Source organism: Serratia sp. Z4 (assembly GCF_009900725.1).
Taxonomy (GTDB): Bacteria; Pseudomonadota; Gammaproteobacteria; order Enterobacterales; family Enterobacteriaceae; genus Serratia; species Serratia nematodiphila.
This window is the reverse complement of record NZ_JAAABD010000001.1, coordinates 611439-625284: the sequence shown is the minus strand read 5'-3', so window position 1 is coordinate 625284 and position 13846 is coordinate 611439. Positions and strand designations below refer to the sequence as shown.

16 protein-coding genes are annotated in these 13846 nt (G+C 61.5%); 10 read left to right on the top strand and 6 right to left on the bottom strand.

The genetic code is table 11. The annotated features are described in order from the left end of the window. Positions 1-20: 20 nt before the first annotated feature. The 3 genes from GT753_RS03145 to GT753_RS03135 are packed head-to-tail and all read right to left on the bottom strand — an operon-like array spanning position 21 to position 1769. The gene (locus tag GT753_RS03145; protein ID WP_015377176.1) at positions 21-311 is read right to left on the bottom strand and encodes a pentapeptide MXKDX repeat protein; all 291 of its coding nucleotides are present in this window, start codon (positions 309-311) and stop codon (positions 21-23) included. 59 nt (positions 312-370) lie between these two features. After that, positions 371-1147, bottom strand: a complete 777-nt coding sequence (locus tag GT753_RS03140) for a molybdopterin-dependent oxidoreductase (RefSeq protein WP_015377175.1) — start codon at positions 1145-1147, stop codon at positions 371-373. A gap of 10 nt (positions 1148-1157) precedes the next feature. Continuing rightward, the gene (locus GT753_RS03135; RefSeq protein ID WP_033633742.1) at positions 1158-1769 is read right to left on the bottom strand and encodes a cytochrome b/b6 domain-containing protein; all 612 of its coding nucleotides are present in this window, start codon (positions 1767-1769) and stop codon (positions 1158-1160) included. A 150-nt stretch (positions 1770-1919) separates the two neighbouring features. Here GT753_RS03135 and GT753_RS03130 point away from each other — a divergent pair, with 150 nt between their 5' ends. Both GT753_RS03130 and GT753_RS03125 read left to right on the top strand, forming a co-directional pair. After that, entirely contained in the window at positions 1920-2633 is a 714-nt protein-coding gene (locus GT753_RS03130) for a response regulator transcription factor (protein WP_021504276.1), read from the top strand. Positions 2634-2636: 3 nt separating this feature from the next. Continuing rightward, the gene (locus GT753_RS03125) at positions 2637-4103 is read left to right on the top strand and encodes an ATP-binding protein (RefSeq protein WP_015377172.1); all 1467 of its coding nucleotides are present in this window, start codon (positions 2637-2639) and stop codon (positions 4101-4103) included. 13 nt (positions 4104-4116) lie between these two features. Here GT753_RS03125 and GT753_RS03120 read toward each other — a convergent pair whose 3' ends face one another. Together GT753_RS03120 and GT753_RS03115 are read right to left on the bottom strand one after the other, a co-directional pair. After that, complete coding sequence (locus GT753_RS03120; RefSeq protein WP_160125257.1) at positions 4117-5535, bottom strand: heavy metal sensor histidine kinase; 1419 nt, start codon at positions 5533-5535, stop codon at positions 4117-4119. Then, positions 5532-6203: a heavy metal response regulator transcription factor gene (locus GT753_RS03115; protein WP_021504273.1), complete on the bottom strand. Its 672-nt coding sequence runs from the start codon at positions 6201-6203 to the stop codon at positions 5532-5534. The genes GT753_RS03120 and GT753_RS03115 overlap by 4 nt, the downstream gene beginning before the upstream one ends. 140 nt (positions 6204-6343) lie before the next feature. On the opposite strand from GT753_RS03115, the gene GT753_RS03110 reads away from it, so the two are divergent. The 4 genes from GT753_RS03110 (at position 6344) to GT753_RS03095 (ending at position 8999) form a co-directional block, all read left to right on the top strand. Then, on the top strand, positions 6344-6970 hold the full coding sequence (locus tag GT753_RS03110; RefSeq protein WP_004939163.1) for a hypothetical protein: 627 nt from the start codon (positions 6344-6346) through the stop codon (positions 6968-6970). Between the two features lie 13 nt (positions 6971-6983). Beyond that, positions 6984-7589 carry a cytochrome b/b6 domain-containing protein gene (locus GT753_RS03105; RefSeq protein WP_160125256.1) on the top strand — a complete coding sequence of 202 codons (606 nt, stop codon included), beginning with the start codon at positions 6984-6986 and terminating at the stop codon, positions 7587-7589. Next, positions 7582-8349, top strand: coding sequence for a molybdopterin-dependent oxidoreductase (locus GT753_RS03100; protein ID WP_118892292.1), 768 nt, complete (start codon positions 7582-7584; stop codon positions 8347-8349). The genes GT753_RS03105 and GT753_RS03100 overlap by 8 nt, the downstream gene beginning before the upstream one ends. Before the next feature lie 122 nt (positions 8350-8471). After that, positions 8472-8999 carry a hypothetical protein gene (locus GT753_RS03095; protein WP_021504270.1) on the top strand — a complete coding sequence of 176 codons (528 nt, stop codon included), beginning with the start codon at positions 8472-8474 and terminating at the stop codon, positions 8997-8999. 155 nt (positions 9000-9154) lie between these two features. On the opposite strand, the gene ygbI is transcribed toward GT753_RS03095, so the two are convergent. Then, the gene (gene ygbI / locus GT753_RS03090) at positions 9155-9925 is read right to left on the bottom strand and encodes a DNA-binding transcriptional repressor YgbI (RefSeq protein WP_076740430.1); all 771 of its coding nucleotides are present in this window, start codon (positions 9923-9925) and stop codon (positions 9155-9157) included. Between the two features lie 283 nt (positions 9926-10208). Here ygbI and ltnD point away from each other — a divergent pair, with 283 nt between their 5' ends. The 4 genes from ltnD to otnI are packed head-to-tail and all read left to right on the top strand — an operon-like array spanning position 10209 to position 13791. Further along, positions 10209-11123, top strand: a complete 915-nt coding sequence (gene ltnD, locus GT753_RS03085; RefSeq protein WP_031299813.1) for an L-threonate dehydrogenase — start codon at positions 10209-10211, stop codon at positions 11121-11123. Beyond that, on the top strand, positions 11123-12382 hold the full coding sequence (gene otnK, locus GT753_RS03080; protein ID WP_160125255.1) for a 3-oxo-tetronate kinase: 1260 nt from the start codon (positions 11123-11125) through the stop codon (positions 12380-12382). The genes ltnD and otnK overlap by 1 nt, the downstream gene beginning before the upstream one ends. Continuing rightward, positions 12379-13011, top strand: a complete 633-nt coding sequence (locus tag GT753_RS03075) for an aldolase (RefSeq protein ID WP_015377162.1) — start codon at positions 12379-12381, stop codon at positions 13009-13011. Before otnK ends, GT753_RS03075 begins: the two co-directional genes overlap by 4 nt. Positions 13012-13014: 3 nt before the next feature. Beyond that, on the top strand, positions 13015-13791 hold the full coding sequence (otnI, locus tag GT753_RS03070; protein ID WP_075685813.1) for a 2-oxo-tetronate isomerase: 777 nt from the start codon (positions 13015-13017) through the stop codon (positions 13789-13791). Positions 13792-13846: the final 55 nt, after the last annotated feature.

Genomic DNA, 13846 nt, shown 5'->3' with positions numbered 1-13846 from the left:
CGGCCGCGGGGTGAGGCGGCTTAGTGCCCCATCGCATCCTTTTTCATCTCGTCTTTCTTCATGCCGTCTTTGGCCATACTGTCTTTCGCCATGCCATCCTTTTTCATGGCGTCTTTGCCCATTTTGTCTTTCTTCATGCAGTCCTTGCCCATGCACTCTTTCTTCATCCCATCTTTCGCCATGCCGTCGTGCGACATCTGGCTCATGCCGTCCTTTTTCATCGCGTCTTTACTCATGCCGTCCGCGGCGTTGGCGCCGGCCACGCCCAGCATCAGCGCGCTGCACATCATCATTGCGAATAACTTTTTCATGGTATTTCCTTCCGTCATGTCAAAGGCACCGGAGTGCCGGAGAATGGCCGGCGGCCGCCTCAGCTGCCGCCAAACCAGTTGTAGCCCTGGTCTTCCCAGTAACCGCCCGGGAAGCGGTTGGTGACCTCGATCACCTGAATGTGTTTCGGATTCTTGTAGCCCAGCTTGGTCGGCATGCGCAGCTTCATCGGGTAGCCGTACTTGCGCGGCAAGATCTGGCCGTCGTAGGTCAGCGCGATAATCGTCTGCGGATGCAGCGCGGTGGCCATATCGATGCTGGTGTAGTAGTCGTCGGCGCATTTGAAGCTGACGTAGCGGGCGCTCAGATCCGCGCCGATTACCTTAAGAAAGGTGGCGAACGGCACGCCGCCCCACTTGCCGATGGCGCTCCAACCCTCGACGCAAATATGACGCGTCACCTGGCTGACCTGCGCCATCCGATGCAGCTGCGGCAGGCTCCAGGCGCGCTTGTCCTGCACCAGCCCCGCCACCTCCAGCCGATAGTCGTCGCCGTTGATGTCGGGCGCGTCCTCCTCGGCGTAAAAGGCGTTGAACGGGAATGGCCGGGTGATCATCGATTCCGGGTAGACCGGCGCCAGGCGATCGCCGTTGAACAGCCAGCCCTGCACCCGATCGTTGAGGCGCGAAATGCGGCTCAGCGCCTGTTCAACGTTGGCGTTGCCGCTGAGATCGCAGCCGGTGAGCATGGCGATGCCGCCCAGCGTCAGGCCGTTGCGCAGAAAGCGGCGGCGGGACGACGCGGTCAACAAGCGCTGCGCTTCTTTGACGATCGCCTGCCCTTCAACGATCGTCATGATCGGTTTATCCTTTTTCATCGTGAACTCCTTAACGTCCGCGCAGCATGGCCAGCAGCGTGCGGGGCACCAGCGCCACCATCACCAGATGGATCGCGACGAAGGCCACCAGCGCCGACATGGCGAAAAAGTGGATATATCGCGCCGCCTCATAGCCGCCAAGCAGCGTGCGCAGCAGCGGAAACTGCACCGATTTCCACAGCACCAGTCCGGACAGCGCGCTTATCACGCCGAGGAGCATCACCGACAGATAGGCCACGCGCTGCACCATGTTGTAGTGGCGCAGGTCGGCGTGCTGCAGCCTGCCGCGCAGCGCCGCGCCGACATCGGCGAGAAACTGCTTCGGGCTGAGCGGCCAATATTTGCGTTTGAAGCGCCCGCTGGCGAGGTTCAGCAGCAGGTAACACAACCCGTTGACGCCAAACAGCCACATGCCGGCGAAGTGCCACTGCAGCGCGCCGCCCAGCCAGCCGCCAAGCGTCAGCTCGTTGAGAAAACTGAAGTTGAACAGCGGCGAGGCGTTATAGATGCGCCAGCCGCTGGTGACCATGATCAGCATCGCCAGCGCATTCAGCCAATGCGTCAACCGCAGCCAGAGAGGATGTACCGTCTGTCGTTGTTCCGGGGTGAGGGTGAAGCTCATAGCGATTCCTGCCAGCTAACGATGCGATGAGCCCAGTATTCCCCGGATTTGTTCCCCAAGACCTCACGCAAAGTTAAATAAAATGTGATAACTCCGCCGGTGGCGGTTGTGTAGACTTCAGAGAGAATCGGGCAATCAGCGGTAATGAGAATGGACAAGCCAAAACGAATTTTGATCGTCGAGGACGACGGCGACATCGCCGATCTGCTGCAGCTGCATCTGCGTGACGAGGGTTACGCCATCAGCCACGCCGCCGACGGCAATCAGGGCATGGCGATGCTGGAACAGGGCGGCTGGGACGCCCTCATCCTCGATCTGATGTTGCCGGGCGTCGACGGATTGGAGATTTGCCGCCGGGCGCGCACCATGACGCGCTACACGCCGATCATCATCACCAGCGCGCGCTCCAGCGAGGTGCACCGCGTGCTGGGGCTGGAGCTGGGCGCTGACGACTATCTGGCCAAACCTTTTTCCATGCTGGAGCTGGTGGCGCGGGTCAAGGCGCTGTTTCGCCGCCAGGAGGCGATGAGCCGCAACCTGCGTCTGGACGCCGGCGCGCTCAGCTTCAACGATCTGACCATCGATCCTATCGCCCGCGAGGTGCGCCTGCACCAACAGCCGATCGAGCTGACGCCGCGCGAATTCGACCTGCTGTACTTTTTCGCCCGCCACCCGGGCCAGGTATTCTCGCGCCTCAGCCTGTTGAATCAGGTCTGGGGCTATCAGCACGAAGGGTATGAGCACACCGTCAACACCCATATCAACCGGCTGCGCATCAAGATTGAGCGCAATCCGGCGGAACCCGAGCGCATCCTCACGGTGTGGGGCATGGGCTATAAATTCGCGGCCGCGCCGCAAGAGTGAGCCATGAAAAACCTTACGTTAGCGCAACGCCTCACGATTATCTTCGCGCTGCTGATCGTCATCGGCTGCGCCTTTTCCGGTTGGATGCAGGTGCGCAGCAATACTCAGTACAGCCAGGCGGTGATCCAGCGCCTGTCCGGCAACCTGGCGCAGCATATCGCCGACAGCAATCCGCTGCTGGGGGTGAACGGGCCGGAGCCGCAGGCGGTGCATACCCTGTTCGACCAACTGATGGCGGTGAATCCCAGCGTTGAGGTTTACCTGCTCGACAAACAGGGCACGATTATCGGCAACGCCGCGCCGGCCGGGCATCTGAAGCGGCAGCGGGTCGCGCTGGCGCCGCTGCAGGCGCTGCTCGATGGTGCGCAGATGCCGGTGTACGGCGACGATCCGCGCAGCGCGGACGGGCGCAAGGTGTTCAGCGTTGCGCCGCTGAAGGTCGACGGCCGGGTCGAGGGCTATCTGTATGTGGTCTTGCTCGGTGAAGAGTACACGGCGCTGGCCAGCAACGCCCAGTTCAACTCGGCGGCCAGGATGGCGCTGTGGACCTCCGGGGTGATGGTGCTGTTCAGCCTGCTGGCCGGCGGTTTCGCGTTCTACTGGGTCACTCGCCCCATCCGGCGCCTGACCCGTCAGGTCAATGCGCTGGACAGCGGCGGCATCGAGGCGGTGCAGGCCTACGCGGCGCGGCCGGCGGCGCCGGCCGGGCGCGACGAGGTCAGCCAGCTGCAACAGGCCTTTCACCGCATGGCGCAGCGCCTCGCCGAACAGTGGCAAACGCTGGCGCAGCAGGATCGGCTGCGGCGCGAATTCATCGCCAACGTCTCGCACGATCTGCGCACCCCGCTCACCTCGCTGCACGGCTATCTGGAAACGCTGTCGGTCAAGGCCGCCACCCTGAGCGACGCCGATCGGCGGCGCTATCTGGAGATCGCCCTGGCGCAGAGCCGCAAAGTGGGCAAGCTGGCGCAGGAGCTGTTCGAGCTGGCGCGGCTGGAGTACGGCGTGGTGAAACCGCAGAAAGAGCCCTTCTCCCTCAGCGAGCTGTTGCAGGACGTGTTCCAAAAGTTCGAGCTGGCGGCGGAGGCGCGTAATCAGCGGCTGCATGCCGACATCGCCCCCGGCGTACCGCCGGTGTTCGCCGATCTCAGCATGATTGAGCGGGTGCTGACCAACCTGCTGGACAACGCCATTCGCCATACGCCGCCCGGCGGCGACATCGGCGTGCGGCTGTGGCGGCAGGAAGATCGGGTGATGGTGCAGGTCAGCGACAGCGGCCCCGGCATTCCGCAGACGCTGCGCGCCGATCTGTTCGTGCGGCCGTCTGTCCTGAGCGGCGCCCGGCGCCCTGCGGGCGGGCTGGGGTTAATGATCGTGCGGCGCATTCTGCAGCTGCACGACAGCGATATTCAGCTGATCGAACAACCGCAAAGCGGCGCCTGCTTCCGCTTTGCCATTCCGCCGCGTTAATCCGGCTTAACGGTTATTGCGCTAACGGGAACCGCAGGCTGAAAATGAGGCTGGCGGCAGACGCGCGCCCGGTACATTCGGCGCGCGCCTCACCGCCGTGCAGCGTCATGATGGCGCGTACGATAGACAGCCCGAGACCGCTGGCATGGCTGCCGGCGCTGCGCGCGGGATCGGCGCGGTAGAAACGATCGAACAGTTTTTCCAGCTGTGCCGGCGCGATCGGCGGCCCCTGATTGATGACCTGCACCCACCAGGCATCGGCGCGCCGTTCAGCCCGCAATACGATCAGGCTGTTTTCATCGGCATAGCGCACCGCGTTGGCCACCAGATTGCTCAGCGCCCGCTGGAACAACATCGCGTCCGCCTTCAGCTCGCCTTCCCCTTCGCAGTTCAGCGCGATGCCGCGTTCTTCCGCCAGCCCTTCGAAGTAATCCGCCACCCGCCGCAGCTCGGCCGCCACATCCAGACGACTGTAGTTCAGCGCGGACTGCGCCTCACCGGCGCGCGCCAGAAACAGGATGTTTTCCACCATGCGCGAAATACGCTCCAGCTCATCCATATTGTTCGACAATAGGGTTTCGTACTCCTCCACGCTGCGGGGTTGATACAGCGCCACCTGACACTGGCCCATCAACGCGCCCACCGGGGTGCGGATCTCATGGGCCAGATCGGCGGAAAACTGCGTCAGCCGCTGATAGCCTTCATTCAACCGATCGAGCATCGCATTAAACGCCCGGGTCAATTGCTGTAACTCCTTCGGCGCCCCCTGTTCACTGAGGCGCGTCGACAATGTATTGGGCGCGATCTCCGACGCCTGCGCCGCCATGCGCCATAGCGGCCGCAATCCGCGGCGCATGACCCCATAGCCCAGCAGCGCAATCAGCAGGAAAGCCACAACGACCGCCGCGACAATGCGCCACAGGTAGCGCGCCAGCATTTTCTGTTCGTTGACCATCACGTGCGCGGCGGAAATCTGCAGCAAACTGCCGTCTTCCAGGCGCACCATTGCCGACGCCGCGCGCAGCGGCACCCCCTGCGCCGTTTCCCCGCCGCGCACGGCGGCCAGCGTCTGCGCCTGTTCGGGCAGCGTCGGCGCGATCGGCGGCAGGGCCACCCTGGCCGGATTCACATTGATGAGCGGTTTTTGCCCCGGAATTTGGAAAATCAACACATCCTGTTCATTGCCCAGCATATTTTCGAACAGGCCGTTATTAGCCGTCAGGCGCGCCAAAGGAAAGCGCTGCCCCAGTAAATGGCGGAAATACTCTACGCGCCCGGTCACCTGCAGATCGCTGCGGAGCGTCATTTCCTGACGCATGGCGCCGAACAGATACCAGCCCGCCCCGCTCACCACGCAGGCGGCCACCAGCGCGAACAGCATGGCGGTGCGCAGCGTCAGCGACACCGGCCGACGTGAAGCGCGGGCGTTCACGAGCGCGGCTCGCAAACATAGCCGATGCCGCGCACGCTGTGGATCAGCTTGACGTCGAACGGCCGGTCGATTTTGGCGCGCAGGCGTTTGATCGCCACGTCAACCACATTGGTGTCGCTGTCGAAATTCATGTCCCACACCTGGGAGGCGATCTGCGTGCGCGACAGCACTTCACCTTCGCGCCGCACCAGCAGATGCAGCAACATGAATTCTTTATTGGTCAACGGGATCACCTGATCCTGGCGCACCGCCCGGCGGCGCAGCACGTCCAACTGCAGATCGGCGATGGCGTAATGATCGGCTTCGCGCGCCGGCCCGCGGCGCAGCAAGGTGCGCAAACGCAGCACCAGCTCGGTAAAGGAAAAGGGTTTGATAAGATAGTCGTCCGCGCCCAGCTCCAGACCGTGGATGCGATCCTGTACGCCGTCGCGGGCGGTGAGAAACAGGATCGGCACGTCGCTTTTCTTGCGCAACACCTCGATGATCTGCCAGCCGTCCAGCCCCGGCAGCATCACGTCGAGCACGATCGCATCATAATCCTGCTCCAACGCGCGAAACAGCCCGTCGGTGCCGGTGCGCGCCAAATCGACGCCGTAGCCCGCTTCCCCCAGCCCTTTCTTCAGGTAATCCCCTGTGCCGATATCGTCTTCAACTACCAGTATTCGCATGCTCGCCACCTCGTTACGTCTGCAAAAATACTAGCAGCTTCGGCGGACAAACTTGATGACATTAATGTCATCAAACGGCCATGGCGCTGACCCAGTAGGTCAACCATGCTTAACCGGCAAACTCATTTCAGGAGAACGTTATGATTACCCGTCATCGTATAGCCGGTTTACTGTTATCCACCTTGCTGCTGTCCAGCGGCTTGGCCGCCGCCGCCCAACCGCCGGGCAAGGTGATTGCGCCGCTGCGCGGCACCATCAGCCAGGTTGCCGACGGCAATCTGCAGCTGACCGATCGCAAGGGCGAGACCCTCAGCGTCAAGCTGAACGATCAGACCAAAGTGCTCAGCGTCTCCAAAGCCACGCTGGACGACATCAAACCGGACAGCTTTATCGGCACCGCCGCCGTGCCGCAGCCGGACGGCACGCTCAAAGCGTTGGAGGTGCATGTGTTCGCCGCCAGCCTGCGCGGCACCGGCGAAGGGCACTCGGCCTGGGAATCCGCCGACGGCAAAGTGGACACCATGACCAACGGCACCGTCGGCAAACTGGTGAAATCCAACGGCCGTACCCTGACCGTCACCTACGGCAACCAGCAGAAAACCGTCGTCGTGCCGGAAGACGTGCCGATCGTGACGCTGGATCCGGGCGATCTGAGCCTGCTGAAACCGGGCGTGCACATCGTGCTGTTCTCCGCCGCCAACGAAAAGGGCGAGCGCGTCGCCACCCGCATTTCCGCCGGCAAAGACGGCACCGTGCCGCCGATGTAACCGGAGGAATGCCATGAAGACCAACGCGTCGCCGCCGGTGCATCGCTGGCCGGTTCGCATCACTCATTGGATCAACCTGTTCGCCATGGTGTGCATGTTCATGAGCGGTTGGGAAATCTACAACGCCTCGCCGCTGTTCGATTTCCGCTTTCCGCCGCAGATGACGCTGGGCGGTTGGCTGGGCGGCGCGATTGGTTGGCATTTGGCGGTGATGTGGCTATTGGCGCTCAACGCCGTCTGCTATCTGCTGTGGAGCCTGTTCAGCGGTCATTTTCGCCGCGATCTGTTGCCGCTTCGCATCGGCGCGCTGCGGCAGGATATCTGGCTGGCGTTGACGCTGCGCCTGCGCCACCGGCATGGCCACTATAACGCCATTCAGAAACTGATGTACCTCGGCGTACTGGCGCTGGGGCTATTACTGGTGCTGTCCGGCCTGGCGATTTGGAAGCCGGTTCAGCTGCAGGGATTGGTCGCGCTGTTTGGCGGCTTCGACTTCGCGCGCTACGTGCATTTCTTCGCCATGGCCGGCATCGGCCTGTTTGTGGCGATCCACGTCTTTATGGTGGCTGTCGTGCCCAAAACCCTGTGGGCGATGATAACGGGTGGCAAACATGAATGAGAAAAAACAGCGGGCAACCGCGCCGACGCTGGAACCGGACCAAAAAAAGCAGCTGGTCAATCTGCAGCGCCGCCTGATGCTGCGTTCCGGCCTGACGCTGGGCGGCATCGCCATGCTTACCGGTTGCAACCTGCAAGACGGCGATCGGGTGGATAAGGTGCTGTGGGCCATGTCGCGCTGGAACGACCGGGTGCAGGCCTGGCTGTTCAGCGGCCAGCGGTTGGCGCAAACTTACCGGCCGGATCAGATTACCCACCCTTTCCCCTTCAACGCGTTTTACCCGGAATATAACGTCCCCGAGATCGATCTCGCCGGCTATCGGCTTGAGGTCGCGGGGAAAGTGGAGAAAAAAGCACCCTGGACGCTGGAACAGCTGCAGCGGCTGCCGCAGCAAAGCCAAATCACGCGCCTGATCTGCATTGAGGGGTGGAGCGCCATTGGCCAATGGGGCGGCGTGCCGCTGCGCACCTTTCTGCAGCATGTCGGCGCGGATCTGAATGCCGGTTATGTCGGCTTCAAATGCGCCGATCGTTACTACTCCAGCCTCGACATGGCCACCGCGCTGCACCCGCAGACCATCCTGGCGCTGGACTTCGGCGGCAAGGCGCTGCCGGCGGACTATGGCTACCCGCTGCGGCTGCGCGTGCCAACCAAGTTGGGGTTCAAAAACGCCAAACATATCGCCGCGATCTTCGTCAGTGACGTCAATCCGGGCGGCTACTGGGAAGATCAGGGCTACAACTGGTTCAGCGGCATTTAGTTTTGCGCGGCGCTGCGCATAAGCCTCATCGGCGGCTGGAGGAGCCTCTCCGTCGCGGTTAATAATCTGTTTGTCACAAAGGGGATAACTATAGGAAAAATAATAGTAAAAAGGATTTTATCATGGAGATTGATGTGAGGGAGTCACACACAGGGGTAGCAGACACATACAGGTATCAGATTGCAGTAAGTAAAGATGATGGTAAAACGGCCATCTATCATTTGGATTTCAAGAAAATTGGGCAAAACATGCACCATTGGTTTGCCCCAGTGTATGTGGACACTGCTCTCCTCAATAATGCTTTCTCTCTGGAGTTTTATGATGTTAAGGCGTTGAGCGACGCAAACAGGCATCGGCGCTCAGCTTTCGATACCTATACCGCAATGCGTTATACCCTTTTCCAACGCGAACGCTTATTCGTAGTTGGCATCGGGGAAACCCTTCTCAAGTTTGCCTATCAGTATCATGCCAGGCTCATCTTAAGCGCACCGTTAAGGCCAGCATTAGCTAAAATTTATGATTTATTGTTGAAAAAATACGCCCACAAAGGGCATTATTTATACAAAATAGAGTTTATAAAGGACGGCCTCTATGTCATCGAAATCCCGCGTAACCCCCATAGCATCCCACACTTACCAGCAGCACGTTAAGGAACAGCGCCTGAAAGAGATGCAAGCTTTCCACGAAGAGTGGTGGGAACAAAGGCGCCGCGAATGGCGTGAACGCGGCGGCGTTGAAGCCAGTGAACCGCCCGCACTTGGTATCGATACCGAACTGTCATCCTAATGCAGGTTCGTTCTTATTCTTATTCTTCTTCTTCCGCCGTCAGCAAAGCAATCCCCGCTTGCTCAATGGCCTCCCGCGCGGCGGCGGGCAACCCCTCATCGGTAATGATGGCGTCAAAGGCGGCGATCGGCAGCGCCAGATAGGTGGCGACTTTGCCGTATTTGGACGTATCGCTGAGCAGAATGCGGCGGCGGCTGGCCTCGACGATGGCCTTCTTCACCATCACCTTGTCTTCGTTCGGCGTCGACAGGCCGCGCATGCTCCACGAAGAGGCGGAGATGAACGCCAGATCGATAAACAGACCGCGCAGCGCCTGCGCCGCCGCTTCGCCGACGCAGGAGCGGTTTTCCCGGCACACGGTGCCGCCGGTGTGGATGATTCGGCACTGGCTGTGTTCGATCAGGAAGCCGGCGATGACAAAGTCGTTGGTCACCACCGTCAAATCGTCACGTTCACCGATCTGTTTCGCCAGCGCCAGCGTGGTGGTGCCAGCATCCAGATAGATACAGCTGTTGGCGGGAATTTGTCGCGCCGCCAGCCGGCCAATGGCGATTTTCTGCCGGCTGAACATCCCCTCTTTGGCCTGGTGCGAAGGTTCGCTCGCCACCCGCTCGGGCGCCTGTACGCCGCCCGAGACCGACTGCACCGCGCCCTGTTCCTCCAGTTTTTGCAAATCACGGCGGATCGTCATGTGCGACACCCCCAGCCGTTCGGTCAGCTCGGCAATGCTGACGACGCCGCGTTCGGATACCAGCGCAAGAATTTGTTGATGGCGTTCTACAGGTATCACGGTTCCCTCTCGTTGCTGCGGTGATAATAATTGTGATTTTACGTCAATTTTCGTTCGCCGATAGCCCTAAATTTTCGCGGCGTGACGGCGCACGCAGTTAGGCCAGGTAAACATAAACTTATTTAAAAACATAATAGTAATGTTGATTCAGGCCAGAAATCAGACGAAAAATCCGTTTCACACATTGTTAATTATTGTGATAACGATCGCGGATAATCGGCCGACAAGCGCTTACATTTAACACAACAAAACAAATTATCACTAAAATTAACAGGAGTGCAGTATGACACACCCAGGGAATTATGCCGTTTGCGTCATCGGGCTGGGGGCGATGGGCATGGGCGCCGCGCGTTCATGCCTCCGCGCCGGATTGACCACCTACGGCGCCGATCTCAATCCGCAGGCGCTGGCGGCGCTGCAACAGGCCGGCGCGCAACAAGCGTCTACCAGCGCGCGCGACTTCGCCGCCGAGCTGGACGCCGTGCTGCTGCTGGTGGTGAACGCCGCGCAGGTGAAGCAAATCCTGTTCGGCGAGCAAGGCCTGGCGCCACAGCTCAAGCCGGGCACGGCGGTGATGGTGTCTTCGACCATTTCCGCCGATGACGCCAAACAGATCGAGCAACGGCTGCTGGACTACGGCCTGGCGATGCTGGACGCGCCGGTTTCCGGCGGGGCGGCCAAGGCGGAGGAAGGCCAGATGACGGTGATGGCCGCCGGCGCCGACGCCACCTTCGAGCGTCTGCAACCCGTGCTGAACGCCATCGCCGGCAAGGTTTACCGCATCGGCGAGACCATCGGTCTGGGCGCGACGGTAAAAATCATCCACCAGCTGTTGGCCGGCGTGCACATCGCCGCCGGAGCGGAAGCCATGGCGCTGGCCGCCCGCGCCGGCATCCCGCTGGACGTGATGTACGACGTGGTCACCCACGCCGCCGGCAACTCCTGGATGTTCGAAAATCGCATGCGCCACGTGGTCGACGGCGACTATACGCCCAAATCGGCGGTGGATATCTTCGTCAAGGATCTGGGGCTGGTGGCGGATACCGCCAGGGCGCTGCACTTCCCGCTGCCGCTGGCCTCCACCGCTTTCACCATGTTTACCGCCGCCAGCAACGCCGGTTACGGTAAAGAAGACGACAGTGCGGTAATCAAAATCTTTGCCGGCATCGATCTGCCGCAAAAAAAGGAGGCGCTCTGATGCTGCTTGGCGTAATCGCGGATGACTTTACCGGCGCGACCGACATCGCCAGTTTTCTGGTGCAAAACGGCCTGCCGACGGTGCAGCTGAACGGCGTGCCGCAGGACGAAACGCAGGTAAACGCACAGGCGGCGGTCATCAGCCTGAAATCGCGTTCCTGCCCGGCAGAACAGGCGGTCGAACTGTCGTTGCAGGCGCTGGCCTGGTTGCAAAAACAGGGCTGCCGCCAGTTCTACTTCAAATACTGCTCCACTTTCGACAGCACCGCACAGGGCAATATCGGCCCGGTGACCGACGCCCTGCTCACCGCGCTGGGGGAAAATTTCACGGTTGTCTCACCGGCGCTGCCGGTAAACGGCCGCACGGTCTATCAGGGCCACCTGTTCGTCGGGGAACAGCTGCTGTCTGAGTCCGGCATGCGTCATCACCCGGTCACGCCGATGACCGACAGCAACCTGCTGCGCCTGATGGAATCCCAGGCCGCCGGGCGTTGCGGGCTGGTGACGGCGGCGGAAATGGATCGCGGCGCCGAGGCGGTCAGCGAGAAGCTGCGCCAACTGGCGCAGGAAGGCGTGCGCTACGCGGTGCTGGATACGCTCAACGAGCGGCATCTGCTCATTCAGGGTGAAGCGTTGAAAACGATGAAGCTGGTGACCGGCGGTTCGGGTCTGGCGATCGGCCTGGCGCGGCAATGGGCGCAAAGCGGCGATCGTGCGGCAGAGGCAGCCGGCGCGCCGCAGGGGGAAAAGGCAGCAGTGCTGTCGGGCTCGTGTTCTGTGATGACTAACCGGCAGGTGGCGCACTACCGCGAGCGCGCTTCGGCGCAGGCCATCGATATCGGCCGTTGCCTCGAACCACAGGCACGCGCCGCCTACGCCGCCGAGTTGGCGCACTGGGCGCAGCATCACGCCGGGGAGGCGCTTGCCCCGCTGATCTACGCCACTGCGCCGCCGGAAGCGCTGCAGCAAACGCAACGGCAGCACGGCGCCGCCGCCAGCGAAGCGGTGGAAGCGCTGTTCGCCGAATTGGTGGTGCAACTGCGCCAGTTGGGATTCAGCCGCTTTATCGTCGCCGGCGGCGAAACCTCCGGCGTGGTCACGCAGGCGCTGGGCATTCGCGGCTTCCATATTGGCCCCAGCATTTCTCCCGGCGTTCCCTGGGTGCGCGCCAGCGATCGGGCGATTTCCCTGGCGCTGAAATCAGGCAATTTTGGCGATGAAGCCTTCTTCTCACGCGCGCAAACGGAGTTTCCAGTATGAGCATGACGACCGAACAGCAAGCGCGCGAAGAGATGGTGCGTCTCGGCGCCTCGTTTTTCCAACGCGGCTACGCCACCGGTTCCGCCGGCAACCTCTCGCTGTTGCTGCCGGACGGCGCGCTGCTGGCGACGCCGACCGGCTCTTGCCTGGGCGAGCTGCAGGCCGATCGCCTGTCTAAAGTGAGCCTGAACGGCGATTGGCTGTCCGGCGACAAGCCGTCGAAAGAGATCAGCTTTCACCGAGCGCTGTATCTGAACAATCCGGAATGCAAAGCGGTGGTGCACCTGCATTGCACCTACCTCACGGCGCTCTCTTGCCTGCAAGGGCTGGACGTCGACAACGCCATCAAACCGTTCACCCCCTATGTGGTGATGCGCGTCGGCAAGGTGCCGGTGGTGCCCTACTATCGCCCTGGCGACGAAAGGCTGGCGCAGGATCTGGCGCGCCTGGCGCCGGCCCACCGCGCCTTTTTACTGGCCAACCACGGGCCGGTGGTGACCGGTAAAGACCTGCGAGCGGCGGCGGACAATACCGAAGAGATGGAAGATGCGGCGCGGCTGATCTTCACCCTCGGCGATCGTCCGATCCGCTATTTGACCGATGATGAAATTGCCGAATTACGGAGCTGACCCATGCCTAAATTTGCCGCCAATTTATCGATGATGTTTAACGAAGTGCCGTTCCTAGAGCGCTTCGCTGCCGCTGCCGCACAGGGCTTCAGCGCGGTGGAATTCCTGTTCCCTTACGAGCATCCCGCCGAGCTGTTGGCCGAAAAGCTGCGCGAACACGGCCTGCAACAGGTGCTGTTCAATACCGCGCCCGGCGATGTCGCCGCCGGCGAATGGGGGCTGGCGGCGCTGCCGGGCCGCGAGCAAGATGCGCGCGCTGATATCGATCGCGCGCTGGCCTACGCCATCGCCCTTTCCTGTCCCTGCGTGCACCTGATGGCCGGCGTGGTGCCCGCGGGCGCGGATCGGCAACGTTATCTCGACACCTTTATCGCCAATGCGCGCTATGCCGCCGACGCCTTCGCCCCGCACGGCGTCAAGGTGCTGATCGAAGCGCTCAGCCCACCGGTCAAGCCCGACTACCTGTTCGCCAGTCAACATCAGGCGGCGGAGGTGGTGACGGCGATCGAGAGACCGAACGTGTTCATTCAGTTCGACTTTTTCCACGCGCAGTTAGTGGACGGCAATATCAGCGGGCTGCTGGAGACGCTGGCCGGGCGCTACGCGCATATCCAGATAGCCTCAGTGCCGGATCGTCACGAACCGGACGAGGGCGAACTGAATTACCCATGGCTGTTCGACAGGCTGGATGCGCTCGGCTATCAGGGCTGGATCGGTTGCGAATATCGGCCGCGCGGCGACACCGCCGCCGGGCTCGGCTGGCTGAAGCCTTACCGCTAACGTCGCACGCCGACACCAGGAAAACGATTTTATAACAATGAAACGCACCCGTATC

Excerpts from the sequence above, each read along its gene's own strand:
- GT753_RS03145 (WP_015377176.1), bottom strand. The coding sequence starts at position 311 with ATGAAAAAGTTATTCGCAATGATGATGTGCAGCGCGCTGATGCTGGGC.
- GT753_RS03140 (WP_015377175.1), bottom strand. The coding sequence starts at position 1,147 with ATGAAAAAGGATAAACCGATCATGACGATCGTTGAAGGGCAGGCGATC.
- GT753_RS03135 (WP_033633742.1), bottom strand. The coding sequence starts at position 1,769 with ATGAGCTTCACCCTCACCCCGGAACAACGACAGACGGTACATCCTCTC.
- GT753_RS03130 (WP_021504276.1), top strand. The coding sequence starts at position 1,920 with ATGGACAAGCCAAAACGAATTTTGATCGTCGAGGACGACGGCGACATC.
- GT753_RS03125 (WP_015377172.1), top strand. The coding sequence starts at position 2,637 with ATGAAAAACCTTACGTTAGCGCAACGCCTCACGATTATCTTCGCGCTG.
- GT753_RS03115 (WP_021504273.1), bottom strand. The coding sequence starts at position 6,203 with ATGCGAATACTGGTAGTTGAAGACGATATCGGCACAGGGGATTACCTG.
- GT753_RS03110 (WP_004939163.1), top strand. The coding sequence starts at position 6,344 with ATGATTACCCGTCATCGTATAGCCGGTTTACTGTTATCCACCTTGCTG.
- GT753_RS03105 (WP_160125256.1), top strand. The coding sequence starts at position 6,984 with ATGAAGACCAACGCGTCGCCGCCGGTGCATCGCTGGCCGGTTCGCATC.
- GT753_RS03100 (WP_118892292.1), top strand. The coding sequence starts at position 7,582 with ATGAATGAGAAAAAACAGCGGGCAACCGCGCCGACGCTGGAACCGGAC.
- GT753_RS03095 (WP_021504270.1), top strand. The coding sequence starts at position 8,472 with ATGGAGATTGATGTGAGGGAGTCACACACAGGGGTAGCAGACACATAC.
- ltnD (WP_031299813.1), top strand. The coding sequence starts at position 10,209 with ATGACACACCCAGGGAATTATGCCGTTTGCGTCATCGGGCTGGGGGCG.
- otnK (WP_160125255.1), top strand. The coding sequence starts at position 11,123 with ATGCTGCTTGGCGTAATCGCGGATGACTTTACCGGCGCGACCGACATC.
- GT753_RS03075 (WP_015377162.1), top strand. The coding sequence starts at position 12,379 with ATGAGCATGACGACCGAACAGCAAGCGCGCGAAGAGATGGTGCGTCTC.
- otnI (WP_075685813.1), top strand. The coding sequence starts at position 13,015 with ATGCCTAAATTTGCCGCCAATTTATCGATGATGTTTAACGAAGTGCCG.